The 14,442-nt window shown below is 40.2% G+C and carries 14 protein-coding genes; 4 read left to right on the forward strand and 10 right to left on the reverse strand.

What is annotated here, in order from left to right:
• Positions 1-18: 18 nt before the first annotated feature.
• The 3 genes from E7303_RS12985 to E7303_RS12995 are packed head-to-tail and all read left to right on the forward strand — an operon-like array spanning position 19 to position 2,270.
• Positions 19-582, forward strand: coding sequence for a hypothetical protein (locus E7303_RS12985; RefSeq protein ID WP_292145766.1), 564 nt, complete (start codon positions 19-21; stop codon positions 580-582).
• The gene (locus tag E7303_RS12990) at positions 572-1,744 is read left to right on the forward strand and encodes a DUF6765 family protein (protein WP_292145767.1); all 1,173 of its coding nucleotides are present in this window, start codon (positions 572-574) and stop codon (positions 1,742-1,744) included. The genes E7303_RS12985 and E7303_RS12990 overlap by 11 nt, the downstream gene beginning before the upstream one ends.
• The gene (locus E7303_RS12995; RefSeq protein WP_292145769.1) at positions 1,737-2,270 is read left to right on the forward strand and encodes a DUF308 domain-containing protein; all 534 of its coding nucleotides are present in this window, start codon (positions 1,737-1,739) and stop codon (positions 2,268-2,270) included. The genes E7303_RS12990 and E7303_RS12995 overlap by 8 nt, the downstream gene beginning before the upstream one ends.
• A gap of 10 nt (positions 2,271-2,280) precedes the next feature.
• On the opposite strand, the gene E7303_RS13000 is transcribed toward E7303_RS12995, so the two are convergent.
• Genes E7303_RS13000 through E7303_RS13035 form a run of 8 tightly spaced genes read right to left on the reverse strand, consistent with a single transcriptional unit; the run spans position 2,281 to position 10,545 of the window.
• On the reverse strand, positions 2,281-3,162 hold the full coding sequence (locus tag E7303_RS13000) for a DAPG hydrolase family protein (protein WP_292145770.1): 882 nt from the start codon (positions 3,160-3,162) through the stop codon (positions 2,281-2,283).
• Between the two features lie 14 nt (positions 3,163-3,176).
• Entirely contained in the window at positions 3,177-4,442 is a 1,266-nt protein-coding gene (locus E7303_RS13005; protein WP_292145771.1) for an alpha/beta hydrolase family protein, read from the reverse strand.
• 24 nt (positions 4,443-4,466) lie between these two features.
• Positions 4,467-5,006, reverse strand: a complete 540-nt coding sequence (locus E7303_RS13010; protein ID WP_292145772.1) for a hypothetical protein — start codon at positions 5,004-5,006, stop codon at positions 4,467-4,469.
• 15 nt (positions 5,007-5,021) lie between these two features.
• On the reverse strand, positions 5,022-5,975 hold the full coding sequence (locus E7303_RS13015; protein WP_292145774.1) for an ABC transporter ATP-binding protein: 954 nt from the start codon (positions 5,973-5,975) through the stop codon (positions 5,022-5,024).
• Positions 5,959-6,963 (reverse strand): ABC transporter ATP-binding protein, encoded by a 1,005-nt coding sequence (locus E7303_RS13020; protein WP_292145775.1) that lies wholly within the window; start codon positions 6,961-6,963, stop codon positions 5,959-5,961. The genes E7303_RS13015 and E7303_RS13020 overlap by 17 nt, the downstream gene beginning before the upstream one ends.
• A gap of 12 nt (positions 6,964-6,975) precedes the next feature.
• Positions 6,976-7,923 carry an ABC transporter permease gene (locus E7303_RS13025; RefSeq protein WP_292145776.1) on the reverse strand — a complete coding sequence of 316 codons (948 nt, stop codon included), beginning with the start codon at positions 7,921-7,923 and terminating at the stop codon, positions 6,976-6,978.
• Between the two features lies 1 nt (position 7,924).
• Positions 7,925-8,881: an ABC transporter permease gene (locus tag E7303_RS13030; protein WP_292145777.1), complete on the reverse strand. Its 957-nt coding sequence runs from the start codon at positions 8,879-8,881 to the stop codon at positions 7,925-7,927.
• Between the two features lie 14 nt (positions 8,882-8,895).
• Positions 8,896-10,545, reverse strand: coding sequence for an ABC transporter substrate-binding protein (locus E7303_RS13035; protein WP_292145778.1), 1,650 nt, complete (start codon positions 10,543-10,545; stop codon positions 8,896-8,898).
• A 238-nt stretch (positions 10,546-10,783) separates the two neighbouring features.
• Here E7303_RS13035 and E7303_RS13040 point away from each other — a divergent pair, with 238 nt between their 5' ends.
• Positions 10,784-11,668 carry a LysR family transcriptional regulator gene (locus E7303_RS13040; RefSeq protein WP_292145779.1) on the forward strand — a complete coding sequence of 295 codons (885 nt, stop codon included), beginning with the start codon at positions 10,784-10,786 and terminating at the stop codon, positions 11,666-11,668.
• Here the strand turns inward: E7303_RS13040 and E7303_RS13045 are convergent.
• Entirely contained in the window at positions 11,665-12,927 is a 1,263-nt protein-coding gene (locus tag E7303_RS13045; RefSeq protein WP_292145781.1) for an alpha/beta hydrolase family protein, read from the reverse strand. The genes E7303_RS13040 and E7303_RS13045 overlap by 4 nt on opposite strands.
• A gap of 56 nt (positions 12,928-12,983) precedes the next feature.
• Positions 12,984-14,429, reverse strand: a complete 1,446-nt coding sequence (locus E7303_RS13050) for a hypothetical protein (protein WP_292145782.1) — start codon at positions 14,427-14,429, stop codon at positions 12,984-12,986.
• Positions 14,430-14,442 lie beyond the last annotated feature (13 nt).

Raw genomic sequence — 14,442 nt, forward strand, 5'->3', positions numbered from 1 at the left:
ACATACAGGAGAGTTGGAATGGATTTACAAAGAGAACGTAGGCGTAGCTTAAATAGTCTTTCTCTATGCGGGACCGGCGCTATTGGCCTTGGGTTATGGTCAGTTATAAAATCCATAATGACGTTTTTCGCGAATAGGAACTATATCGCAGAAATGATCAGCGATGTCTATACTATTTCAGGAGTCTCAGAGGAGGAAGTAAGTCTTAAAGCAGTAGCATTTATAACGTACCTCTTATTTTTAGCTTTTTTGGTATTGATTTTTTCTATTCGTCTATACGTTGGCAAATGTGCAAATGCAGAGGCTAAAAAAGGAAAAAAAAGATATCTTTATTTGATAATCGCACTTTTAGCAGGCTTCTTATATATATATTCCTGCTATTTGGGGATTCTTTCAATCAGAGATTTAACTTTTAATGAGGCTACTTTAACAGATGACATTAACAATTCTATTGATCAGATTGCAGAATTTCTTTTGGATTTGTCATCTGCAGGAGTATTGCTGGCGCTGTTTTTTTCCGCAATCAGATCCCGAATTCTTTCCAATATGATCAGTAAACAGGAGGCAGCCCATGAACATTGATTTTCACTATTATGCTACCTACCTGGCAGCAATTATTGCAGGATATTCTCATGAAGAAAGCAGTGAAATAGCGTATTCTGCGCAATTTGTTGATTGTTGTACAAGAACTTTTTTAACAAGCATCAAAGCCCCTTTGTCCGCAGCTACAACTCAGTCACAGGTAGAGCTGATAAATGCTCGTGCAGACCTTCTGGGGCTTCAGGATATAACCAGGATATGGTCTAGCTTCCATTTTTTGCCTCAGGATCTTTATGCTGAAAAAAAATGGTGTACTAGAGGATATAGAAACAAATATCGTCTTATCTGCGGTCCAAATGGCGATCTGTTGGCGGAGACTGTAAAGCTTGCGAAAGGCAAGTCTCTTGAGTCAGTAGGGCTAGCCATGCACGTTTTGGCTGATACCTGGGCACACCGCAATTTTGCAGGGACACCTTCTCTTGTCATCAATAATACCGACTATTATTTCTATGAGATTTTTAGCGGTGATGCCGGAGAATTTGAAAAGAAAATAACATTTCGACACAGTACGTCAACTCCGGATGATCTTAACAGAAGCATATATACTAACAGTCTTTTCCAGACCAGTGAGAATTCCATAATGAATCTGGGACACGGGAGAGCCGGGCATCTTCCGGATTATAGCTTTATCAAATATAAGTATTTGCCTGCATGGGGGGATTTTACGGAGATTGTAAAAGACAATCCATCTGACTACTATCATGCCTTTTGTCAGATGGTTTATGCCATGAGGTATTTAAGGGGAAATATCAGCTCTTTTGACAAAGATACTTACGACTTTGAAATTGTTAGTCCTTATGAAGCTCAAATAAAAGAAATCATAAATAAACGGCAGATTGACTCCTGCGCTGACTGGAAAGCTTTAGGTGAAAAAATTTCCGGCAATATAATTGATGATTTTGATGTCTACAGGTATAAAGATGAGTACTTGGCAGCCAGAAAAGAAGCTAAAGACAATACTGTTCTTGGTAGATTTTTTGTGGCTGCGCTGCGACAAAAGAGCATGGTCACCAATAAGATTTATAAATCAGGCAACATGCTGGCTGGCTTTTCTGCAGATTTTGCAGAGAAAGGTTTTGTGGGTATAAAAGATTTCAAAAAGCTGGTAGATGTTGCTACTTCCGGAGGTGAAAAGCATGACTAGAATGCAAAAGATTAGAAGTATATTTGTGGCTATAGTAACTATTCTTGCCAGTATATATATGATAGTTGAGCCGGACGACGGCCTGATTACCATGGCTTTAATCCTCAGTGTCGCCCTTACCATAATGGGGCTTAAGTACCTCATCTACTATTTTACAATGGCAAGGCATATGGTGGGCGGAAAAGGAATCCTTTTTTATGGCCTGATAGTGTTTGATTTTGGTCTTTTCACATTGTCACTCTCGGACATTCCAAAACTGTATCTGGTGTTGTACCTTGTCGTCATCAATGGATTTAGCGCAGCTGTAACAATCTTAAGAGGGCTTGATGCAAAAAAAATGCACAGCGCCTCCTGGAGACTATCCATCAGCCATGGTATTCTCAATCTTGCGCTGGCATTTTTTTGCATAATATTTGTCAGGTCCACTTCTGTTGTAGTTTATGTATACTGCTTTGGACTTATTTACAGTTCTATCATCAGAATAATATCTGCATTTAGAAAAACTGCTGTCGTGTATATTCAGTAATAAAGCATACTTAGTCTGCATCAAGGGGCTGATCTTTATACTCAGCGTATAGTTCCGGAAGAAATGTGTACAAATGCTCCCACTCAACCAGAGTATGGATAACTACTTTCTTAAGATATTCCTCTGTGCAGTAGGTCTCAGGAACTCTTACAAGTTTACCGTTTTCAGGTCTCCAGCCAATCCATTCTCTGCTTCTTGTCTCTACTCCACCCTGAGGACAAGGTCTTGAATAGCTAAGGCATAAATGAGATCCAGGCTCATCAAAGGTTTCAAAGGAGCCATGGTCTGTTAGCTGGCAACCGGCATCCTTAAGCTCTTTCATCCATTCATCAGTCATTCCAAAGTCTTTTAACGGGAATTCATGTCGAATTGTATCATACATTCTTTCTCCCTGTCCAAGATCAAGGCTCTCAGTAGTATGAATGCCAAGTGAGCCATTCTTCCAGTTGCAATAATAGTGATCAAAGTGATCAGCATAATTCCATATCTTATATCTGAGATTTCCATGACCGGGAACCATACTTTTGGATTTTAAGTTTCTCCAGTTCCTGTACCAACGCTCCATCTCTGCAGTAATATGTGGTGGTCTTACTCTGTAGGTGGCTACATACCCTGAACCATCTGGGAACATGCAGTATCCAAGCTCAAACTTATCATAGCCGTAGGGCTTAAGTAATGACATGAAGTTTTCCGGAGCAATTGCATCCTCGACAGGTATTGGATTCATAGTATTTATGATCTGCATCTCCATTGGTGAAGGATAATGCAACGGATACTTATAAAAATACTTGGCAAGAGGCATCTTTTCCTCTTCAGGGAAAAGCTTTTGCCTTACCTTGATTATACTGGGATCGTCAGTCTCAATTATTTCCTTATCAACTTCTACAAACATATATTTCTCCTCTCTTAAAACCTGTTATCTTTATTTATCCAGTCAGCAACGTAGTTATACAGATTATTCTCTGTGTCTCCGAACTGCCCTTCATATTTTTCCTTTGAATGATCTGGCCTGAATACATGGGTTGCACCTTCCACAAAAGCAATGTCTTTATCTTCGGAAGCTGCCATATCATAAATTGTTTCTGATGCCAAATATTCCCAGCCTGCTGTCATTCCCATAACCAAAAGTGGCACATGTATATAGGTAACATTTCCCGGAGGGCAGCTGTATGAGGATTTCCAATCAATTCCATACACCTCCTGGTCGTTATATCCATACTCATCATTGGTCCTTACAGCATACGAAGATAAATAAGTTCTTATGGTCATTATATGAGCCCCGTCCCTGAGCTTTCCCGTAAGGCACCGTGGATTTTCCGGTCCTCTTACGCTCCTTACTATCTCCGTGGTAATACTGCCATCTCCGTGAATGAGTTTATGTTCATTCTTAGTGCGTGCCATTAATCTTATATCCTGTGCATATAGCTTATTATTAAAAAAGACCTGATCAGCGCCTGGAACAACAAAGGGTTCATCATCTTCATACAGCCCCTCCCCATTTTCTATCTTTTCCAGTCTTTTAAGCGCGTATTCTAGTATTTTCTGATTCCTCTCGCTTTGTTTTTTCTGAAACTTTTTGACAAATTCTTCTGAAAAAAGAGAGCCGTTTTCATCAAATCCGTTCTCCCTTAAAAAAAGATCATATTCCGGATTTCTGATTTTCCCTGTGGTTTCATCCTCCACTGCGGGGTCCAGGCTAAAAAGCTGCATTGCAGCGTTTCCCCAATTCGCATCAAGAAGCATTATTCCATCTGCCGGAGGGAGGACATCGTTATCAGGGTAGGGGTAAATAACATTTTCGTTTTGAAATATCTTAGCCCCGTTTTCTGCTATGGCCTGATATGCAGTCATGAGCGTTGCTCCGCCACTATGTCCCATCAGTATTATTTTTCCAATATTCTTTTTATTTCTCAAAAACTCAATAGCATTTTTAACTGCCTGCATCTTCTCAATCTGGGTAAAAAAGAAACCTTCCATATTCATAACGTTGGCACAAAGTACTCTAAAACCTCTTTGAGCCATCTGCTTACCAATTGGAAATGTAAGATAGTCTTCATTTGAATGCATAACAAGAATTGTATTTAGCGTTTTGTCATCCATTCCAACCGGTTCATATAAAAGTCCCGGCATTCTTTTCCCAAGATTTATAAAAGTATCTTTAACTTCATACATATATTTTCTCCAAATGGATATTAATTATCTTTTGTAAAATGGAACTCTGCCTATATATACAGATAGGATAATTTCAATTATTCCTGCTATCAGAAATCCGGCCACGACTGTAATCGAATAGGACGGATAATTCCACTTGACAATCTCTTCCACCCCTAAGGCAACCCCTACGAACAGACAAAGTGATGATAAAGACGGTGCAATCATCAGCTTTCCCCGAACGCCATGAAAGTTAAGCTCTGTTAAATAATCTCCTGTAGCAAAAAGCTCTATCATTCCCGCAAGCTGAAACACTATGGGGATAAGCGCTAATGCAGCAAATATCCAAGCATGCCCCTGATAATTTACGGGAGAATATACAAGTCCTACGGTAAAGTATACTGCCACAGCCAAAGCCGTTAATAATCCCGAAATCCTTTTAAACGCCTTCATATCGCTGTCTCTTTTACCAAAATAGTACTTGGGGCCAATATACTCGTATTGAATTCTAATGCCTTTTTTTCCATGCTTTTCCACTTCAACCGGAGCATAATACTCTTCAAAGCTTTCTCTTATCGTCTTCATAGGCTTCACCATTTATCAAAGATTGTTAATTTCCTTACACTTGCAGCATGCAACGAAATGGCCGGGTTTTACCTCGGTAAGTCCAACCGGGTGCTTACAGCTTTCATCCGCATAAGGGCATCTTCCGGCAAATCTGCACCCTGGTGCAGGATTAATCGGAGATTTTATCTCTCCCTTAAGAATTATCCTTTTCTTGCGATTATGGATATTGGTTGTTGGAATTGCTGATAGTAACGCTTTTGTATATGGATGTAATGGATACTTAAAAAGCTCATCCCTGTCGCATTTTTCCACCATCTGTCCCAAATACATAACGCATATCTGATTAGATATATGCTTTACTACAGACATATCATGTGTAATAAAAAGATATGTCAATCCCATATCCCTCTGAAGATCCATGAGCAGGTTAAGAATCTGAGCCTGAATTGATACGTCTAACGCTGAAACCGGTTCATCGCACACAATGAATTTGGGATTTAAGGCAAGTGCCCTTGCTATGCCAACTCTCTGCCTTCTTCCGCCATCCAGCTCATTAGGATAAGACATTCTCAGCCTTTTCTCTATTCCTACAATATCCATGAGTTCTTTTGTCTTGTGTTCAGATCTGTTTTTATCCCATCCTGCCAGTACCAGCGGCTCTTTTATGATATCTGCTATTGTCTGTCTGGGATCCAGTGAAGAATAAGGATCCTGAAAGATCATCTGTACGTTCTTTCTGAAATCTGTCATTTCCCTATTGCTTAACTTTGTTATATCTTTTCCATCAAAAAGGATTTTTCCATCTGTACTCTCGTTTAAGTGAATCAGTGTCCGTCCAAGCGTTGACTTACCGCATCCAGACTCTCCAACAAGGCCGACTGTCTCTCCTTTTTCAATGGAGAAGCTGATATCATCTACTGCATGGACCATTCCTGCGCCGCTCTTAAAATATTTTTTTAAATTTTGCGTTTCAAGTATTGTCGACATTTACCCGCTCCTCCTTGTCTTTGTTTCGATAGCATCTGGAGAAATGTCCCTTTGATACCTCAATCATCTGGTTGTCATATTTATCACAACCATGGCAGGCATATGGACATCTTTCCTTGAAATCACAGGTATCTCTGATAACAGAAGGATCAGGTGGAAGTCCTTCAATAGGAGACAATCTGTCAACATCCACCTCAAGATCCGGCAAAGCTGCGAACAAACCTTTTGTGTATGGGTGTGATGGATTATCATAGATATCTTCTAAGGTTCCGCTTTCAACAATTCGTCCTGCATATATAACTGCTACCTTATCGCAAACTTCTGCAACAACCCCCAGGTCATGGGTAATGAGTATCATCGCTGTCCCCAGTTTATCCCTGAGGCTTTTGATCAGTTCAAGTACCTGTGCCTGAATAGTTACATCAAGGGCTGTAGTAGGCTCATCTGCTAAAAGAAGCTTAGGTGAACACGCCAGCGCTAAGGCAATTACTACTCTTTGCTTCATTCCTCCCGAAAACTGATGGGGGTACTCATCTGCCCTGTCAGCCCCAATGCCAACCATTTCCAGCATCTCTATGGCTCTTTTTCTTGCATCAGAGGATGAACAGTTATGGTGCTGCTTATATCCTTCAGCAATCTGCGAAACCACTGTTTTTACCGGATTTAGAGCAGTCATAGGATCCTGAAATATCATGGAAATTGATTTTCCTCGCAAAGCCTGGAGCTCCTTGTCAGACATCTTAAGAATGTTTTTTCCCTCAAAAAAGATTTCTCCATCTATGCTTTCAACTGAATTCTCAGGCAAAATTCTGAGAACAGACTTAGCAATAGTAGTTTTTCCAGCACCTGTCTCTCCAACAAGTCCAAGTGTCTCTCCGGGCTTTAAGTCTAATGAAACATCATTGACCGCATGTATAATGCTATTGCCTGAGTGATATTTCACTGTTAAATTCTTTATTTCAAAAAAATTCTTGTTATCATCTGCCATAATGGTGCCTCATCAATCTTTAAAATTTGGATCAAGTGCATCACGGAAAGCATCTCCCAAAAGATTAAAGCTTAATACCGTTAACACAATGAAAATTCCCGGAATTACAACCATATAAGGAAAATCTCTTATATAATTTCTTGTACTTGCGAGCATCTGTCCCCACTCCGGCTTTGGCTCCTGTACACCAAGTCCCAAAAAGCTCAGAGAAGAAGACGCAAGACCATTTCTGCTAACGCTCATTGCTATTTCAACAATTATTGGAGAAATTGCATTGGGAATTATGTGCTTGGCAATAATCCTCCAGGTGGGACAGTTTACAGTTGTTGCTGACTCGATATATTCCATGTTTCTGATTCTTAGAATGTTTGCCCTCATAAGTCTTGCAAAGCCCGGAACACCGGTAATACCAAGGGCCAAGATGCACTTATCCACGCCTGTTCCAAACACAGCACAAAATGCCATTGCAAGAACCAGTGACGGAAAAGCCTGGAAAATATCGAGAAATCTCATGAGGCAGGAATCTATAGTCCCTCCGAAATATCCTGCTACTGCACCCATTACAATACCAATGATTGCAGAAAGGACAGTTGAAAGAAGTCCGATTACCAAAGTGTATCTAGCGCCATATAATACCCTTGAAAAAATATCTCTTCCAAGATCATCGGTTCCAAACCAATGATCTAGCGTTGGCCAACTTTTCATGGCAGCAAAATCTGTTGCATTATATGTATACTTGCAAAAATACTGTGATGTAAGTGACATTATTACTACAAATGCTATAAATATCATCCCGAATACGGCGCCTTTATTATGTGATATGCTGGCCCATACATACTTAAATGATCCGGGTTTTATGCTTGCATCGATATGATAATGTTTTTTCTTTTTTGTATGATTTTTCCCATGTTCATGGTCGTGCTTATGACCATGCCTCATTTTATTCAATTCTTCAGCCATATCATTTCCCCTTCTTTTTATTTGCAGATACATACTGTGCTTTTATTCTTGGATCTGCAAAAGCGTACAAAAGATCAGTGAGAAGCATGATGAGCGCAAACGTAAATGCTATAAATATTATTCCGCCGGTGCATGCGTTGTAATCTCTGTTATTTATACTATTTACAAGGTATTGACCAATTCCCGGAATAGAGAAGACAACTTCGATAATTGTCGCTCCACCAAGCATTGAGCCAAAACGCATTCCAATTACAGTAAGGATTGGAATCAATGCATTTGGAAGTGCATGCCCATAAATTACTTCTTTTTCAGGTAATCCTTTTGATCTTGCTGTAGTAACATAATCTGAACTAACTACTTCAAGCATGCTAGCTCTTACCTGTCTGGTAAAACCAGCTAAACCTCCTAATGAATTTGCAATAGTGGGAAGAATGAAGTAGATCAAAGACTTACTACCAGAAGAAGGAAGCCATCCAAGTTTTAGCGAAAAGAATAGTACCAGCAATAATGCAGTCCAAAAGCTGGGCATACAGTCAAATAATAATGTTACAAACAGCGATATCCTGTCTCCTATTGAGTTAGCATGTACTGCCGTATATATTCCCAACGGGAGTCCTACGATCACTGTAAGGATAATGCTAAAAAACGCTATCTTGGCAGTGTGTGGGAATCGCTTCATAAGTTCCCATTTTATATCTGTTCCATCCACCAAAGATTTTCCAAAATCAAAGTGGAAAAAAATATTATAAACATACTCTCCCAGCCTTACTAAGAAAGGTCTGTCGAGCCCTAAAGCCACTCTTTTAGCCTCAATTTCTGCTGCTGAGTGAACCCCTGAGCCCAGCGCAAGCTGGGCGGGGTCACCAGGAACAAAGTTCATTAGGGTGAACATTATTATTCCGACTGCTATAAGAGTAGGGATCATAATTATAAGTCTCTTAATAACATACTTAGCCATAAACCTTTATTCCTTTATTTGTCTACTGATTCATAATCTGATGTAAATGTCATTGCATTGAGCACAGGATTCAATTTTTCAAGTGAAATATTGGTGATTCCTGATGTTGTAACAATAGACTTGTTCTCTGTGTAAGCACCAACTATGTATGCCTGATCCACAACATAGTCATGGAATGCATTCATGTTCTCTTCGCTTCTGTCAGCAATTGCATTCTGAAGAAGTTCCTGCAACTTATCATCCTGAACAAAGCACTGATTGTTACTTCCACCAAAAAGATCATTCCAATATGTTGTTGTAAAATCGACTACCTGGTTTGAATATTCAGAGATATCCCAAGCTGTCTGATCGTTCTGAACTGCCTGTCTGGCTGCTCTGTCCTGCCCATCAATATTTAATGTGATGCCGACTTCAGCAAGCATAGCCTGAAGTGCTACATAAGGCTGTTGAGGAGCCTGAGAAGTTACAAGAATGCTGACCTCAAGAGGATTGCTTTCACTATATCCTGCTGCTTCCAAATATCCCTTTGCAGCATCAAGATCATAATCAAAATAGCTCTGTGAATCCCAAGCCTGTACATAGTCAGGACCAAGATTTGGAGCAACATCATGGCTTATAACGCAATCTCCTGCTGAAAGTGACATGTTATAGGCATCAAAACCATATGCAATAGCTTTTCTTACATTAACGTCAGAACATACACTGTTATCTGAACAGTTAAAAATAAGATACTGTGTCATGGCATTGAAATACTTTGTAACGTTGTAATCGCTATTTCCTTCAAATCTTCCAACATCATCAGATGAAACCTCTGCCATATCAACTTCTCCATTTTCAAGGGCAATAGCTCTTGATGATGCCTCAGTTATACATCTGATCTCAATCACATCCACGTTCTGAACTTCTACATCAGCCTTATCTGAATTCTTCCAGTAGTCTGCGTTTGCGTTAAGTGTGACTGAAGAGCCGGCCTGTACGTTTGAAACTGTGTAAGCGCCTGTAGTAGCAGGATTTGAATTGATCTCATCATCGCTTGCCTTCTCATACCAGTCTTTGCTTACAATTGAGCAGTCGCACAACACCGCTTCAATAGCGCCTTCGGATCCGTCCTTGAGCTTAAGTGTAAGAGTATAATCACCTGTTGCCTCTGCGCTGTCATAATAAACAGAAATCTCAGATACAAATCCAAGTTCAAGGAGCTTGTCATAGCTAAATACAACATCTTCAGCAGTAATGGCATTTCCCTGACTATCTTTGATATTGTCATAAATCTCTACATTGTAGGTGAGATCATCAACCTTTTCTACAGACTTTGCAGCGTTCATCTGAAGCTCTCCGCTTGAAAGCATTGCCCCAACAAATGGTCTGTAGCACAGATGTGCCCAAATTGTATGTTCAGTCCAGTCTCTGACAGAACCTTCACTTCCCCAAGGTGCGATTGTAAAAGAATCATCATCAACAGCTACAACTACCTTATCTACCTTAGTCGCAGCTTCGCTAACTTCAGCCTTTGTGCCTGCATCAGCAGATGCTCCTCCACTACTTGTTGTAGCAGTGTCAGATGAAACGGTTTCCCCATCGGAAGTGCTCTGACTTCCACAGCCCGCTACCAATGAAGCCGTCATAGCTATCGCTAAAAGCGTAGTTAATAGTTTTTTTCTCATAAGTTTTCCCTCCGTTTAACCTTCTTGCGAATATGATCGCATTTCATTTTGTTGCCTTTGATTATATTTGCCAAAAAAGTCTCAATCAATTCGTTTTCATTTGTGACATTTTCCAAAATGGAAATAGTCTCAAACATCAGTCTTTATATATATTTTCACCAAAAAGGGAATTGCATTATTTACTTTTTCTACTGTATAATTCAAAATTAAAAATACGAGGTAGATTTAGGAGGCGATCATGGAAATCGCAATTTTGAAAGAATTTATAGCCCTTGTGGAATCCTGCAATTTTCAGGAAACTGCTGCAGATATGAACTTGTCACAGTCATCTTTAACCAAGCATATACACAAACTCGAAGAAGAGCTTGGGGTTTCGCTCTTCGACAGATCTACGCGCTCTGTAAAGCTCAACAAATTCAGCAAAACGTATTATCCTTATGCGCAAAAAATTGTTGCTGAACATGAAGAATCCCTCCGAGCCTTAGAAGAGTTAAGCGAAGTATCCAAAAACGAATTTACCGTCGCATATATGCCAATGATTGGACAATACGGCCTCGTTAATACTATTTCTGATTTTTCAATTAGATATCCGGATATTAATCTCAAGACTATAGAAAGTGGTCACCCACTAGAACTTTTACGAAACAGAAAGTGTGATTTTGCATTTCTTTTTGACGAAGAAATACCAGATGAAAACTTTAATAAAATGATCTATAAATCAGATCACCTTGCAGTGGTTCTCCCTGCTGATCATCCTCTTGCATCCTACTCGTCTCTTACACTTGATCAGTTAAAAGACGAAAAATTCATTATTCACATCAGTAATAATGAGAATCCTCATGAAGATACCTTGAAATTCAACAAGCTCTGTGAAGAGTTTAATTTCTCACCTGAGATTGTTTCTGAATCTCTTTTCACAGCAACAATGGTAAGATTTGTGGCTGCTAAAAGGGGAATTGCTGTGCTTAACAGACTTCATGTACCTAAAGACATAGACAATATAAGGGTGGTCGACATCAGTCCAACCACCCGTTCATACATTTATATGGTTTATCGTCGCAAACTGTCTACTTCATCCGCGACACAATTTCTCCACTACATGATTGAGACAACCAACGCTTAAAATCTTCCACTACTAAGCCATTCATCAACATAGTCGTGGAGTGTTTTTACAGTATCACCAAACTCTCCCGGTTCTTTTTCCATCTCTTTTGCCGGGCTGAAATTATGTCTGGCTCCCTCTACAAAAGCAATCGTTTTGTCCTCACTAGTGCTATTTTCATAAATAGCTTCACTGGCAAGAAACTCCCAGCCGGAGGTCATTCCCACAATAAGTGTGGGTGCCTTAATGTGCGATACATTTCCCGGCACACAGTTATATGTGGAATTCCATTCAATGCCCCATACATGGTCTTCATCAAAGCCATAATCCTTTTCTGTTCGAATTGCAAAGGTACTTAGAAAAGTGCGCACTGACACAGCCCTTGTTCCCTCCCAATAATAAGGGGACATGGATTGAAAATTTCTTGGTCTGCGACGAGAGCATATCTTTTCTCTGGTTCTGCTTCCATCGCCGTGTAAAAGCTCATACTCGCCCCTTGTAGTTGACATAAGAGAGATGTCCTGGGCATATAGCTTGTTATTGATAAATTTTCCCGCTCCTCCAGGTATTATCAGAGGTTCATCGTCAAGATAAGCCCCTTTTCCATGTTCTATAAGAAGCTGTCTGTTCAAAGCATAATCAATAAGCCTGCAATTCTTTGCACTCTGCTCCTTCTGGTATTTTTTGACAAAATCCCTCGGGTAAGTACATCCTTCAGGCTTAAAACCATTTTTTTCACTAAAGAGATCAAGTTGCTCATTTACCAACATTCCGCTATTTTCATCATCAATAGCCGGATCAATACTAAATAACTGCATTACAGCGTTGCCATAATTGGAATCAAGAAACATGATCCCATCAGCAGGGACAAAACTCTCATCATAGGGATAAGGATAAATATAATCCGGTTCCTTGAATATATCAGAACCATTTTCTGCAATGGCCTGATACCCAGACATAAGCGTGCCACCGCTACTGTGGCCTAGGAGGATCACTTTCTCAACCTTTGGTCTCCTTTTTAGGTAATTAAAGGCAATCTCAACACTCTTGGTTTTTTCAGGCTGGCCATAGACAAACCCCTCTTTTGTGATGGGATTTGCGCAAAGAACTGTATATCCGCGTTTAGCAAGTTCAGGACCGCTGACAAAGGAAAGATAATCCTCATCCATATGCATCACAAGAATTCCTATTCTTTGCTTAGGATTTTCTTTATCCGGCTCATATAGTACGCCGGGAACCCATTTTGAAAGTCTAACAAAACTAGCAGTATATCCTTCCATATCAGCACCGTCCTTGAACTTGTAAGAGTTTAAGTTAACAGTTTTATATTACCAATTTATTTTCCCTGTGAAAAGAGCCATTCTTTTACTCCGGGGAGATCATAGCCAAGTCTCCATGTCATTCTGTGGCTGCCATTGGCGGCACTTCCATCACCATTTAAAGAGCCTTCGCCGGAAGCAATTCTAAGGAAATACATATTGGCCTCCTGCGATACTAGATTTTCTACTATCTGTGCTCTTTCTTCTTCGGTATTAAGTACACTGATCTTGCTATCTGCTGTGACTGCACCCATGCTCTTCCACATCTCTTCATCAGCAGTAAGTTTTCCGTCTGCAGGATCATCTTCTGAAACTAGGAACAGTATATTCTCATTGTAGATATCCTTGATATCTTCCGGATCCCATTGACCTGCCATAAGGTATCCTGCATCGATAAGGCCGGGTTCTTCCCGCATCATTACCATCGTAGCCATGCATCCCATAGACTGACCTGTTGAGTAAACCCTGTTGTCATCTATCGGATAATCCTGGATAAGCTGCTTCAAAAGATTGATCGTTCCATATAGATATCCATCATAGTACTCCCAATAGTCGTTAATATACTTATCCTCATAGATCATGGTAACTATGAAGCATGGATTTTCTGCCTGCCAGTCATCCTGTGCCCATACTGTACCACCATTACCCTGATTGATTACTCTCTCCCAGTCAGAGCTGACAGCCCCTGCATCAGGAATAAAAAGAACCAGTGGGTATTTTTCACCGGATTCCTCATAACCTTCCGGCTTATACAGATTGTAATGAAGGACAGTTCCTGTAAGTGGATCATTATAGAAATGATTATCCTCAAACTTATCAAGATCCAAAGTCTTAATAGCATCATTTCCCATTATTCCGCCATCTCCGGCATCTGTTTCATAGACAGCATCCCCTGCCGCAATTAAGGTTCCATTTGAAAGAGAAACGTCCTTTTTTATAATGACCTTGGAGTCCTCAATTGGAACATCATGAACAGGTCTGCCATCAGTAGCGTACTGGTCGTTAAGTGTCGCCGGCTGAATTTCAAGATCAATAACTACATACTTTCCTTCTACGTTTGTGTCTGTTGCAGCTATTTCGTTATTGGTGTGAACTCCTGTGATAGTCCTGTCTACAACTTCAAAGCTGTCTTCGCTTATACCGGATACGTCCACATTGTCTTCAAACTCAAGCACAACATTACATACTTTTTCGCCATCGCCATAGCTTCTGGTTATGCTATAAACTTTTACATTTGCTTTTTCTTCTGAATTTTCCACGGTTTCCTTTTTTTCTTCCTGCTCTGCACTTGCCTCTTTAGTAACTGCGGCTGATGCTTCATCAGAAGCCGCAGTTACTGCATTTTCTTCAGTCTGCGGTTGCGCTGCCGAAGAAGACTCTGATGAGCACCCCGTTGCCCCAAAAACAAAAGTTCCAACCAATACTCCGGCCGCAACAACACCTAAAACACTTCTTTTTTTCATACCTTCTCCTTTC

Source organism: Butyrivibrio sp. (genome assembly GCF_015056685.1).
Classification (GTDB): Bacteria; Bacillota; Clostridia; order Lachnospirales; family Lachnospiraceae; genus Butyrivibrio.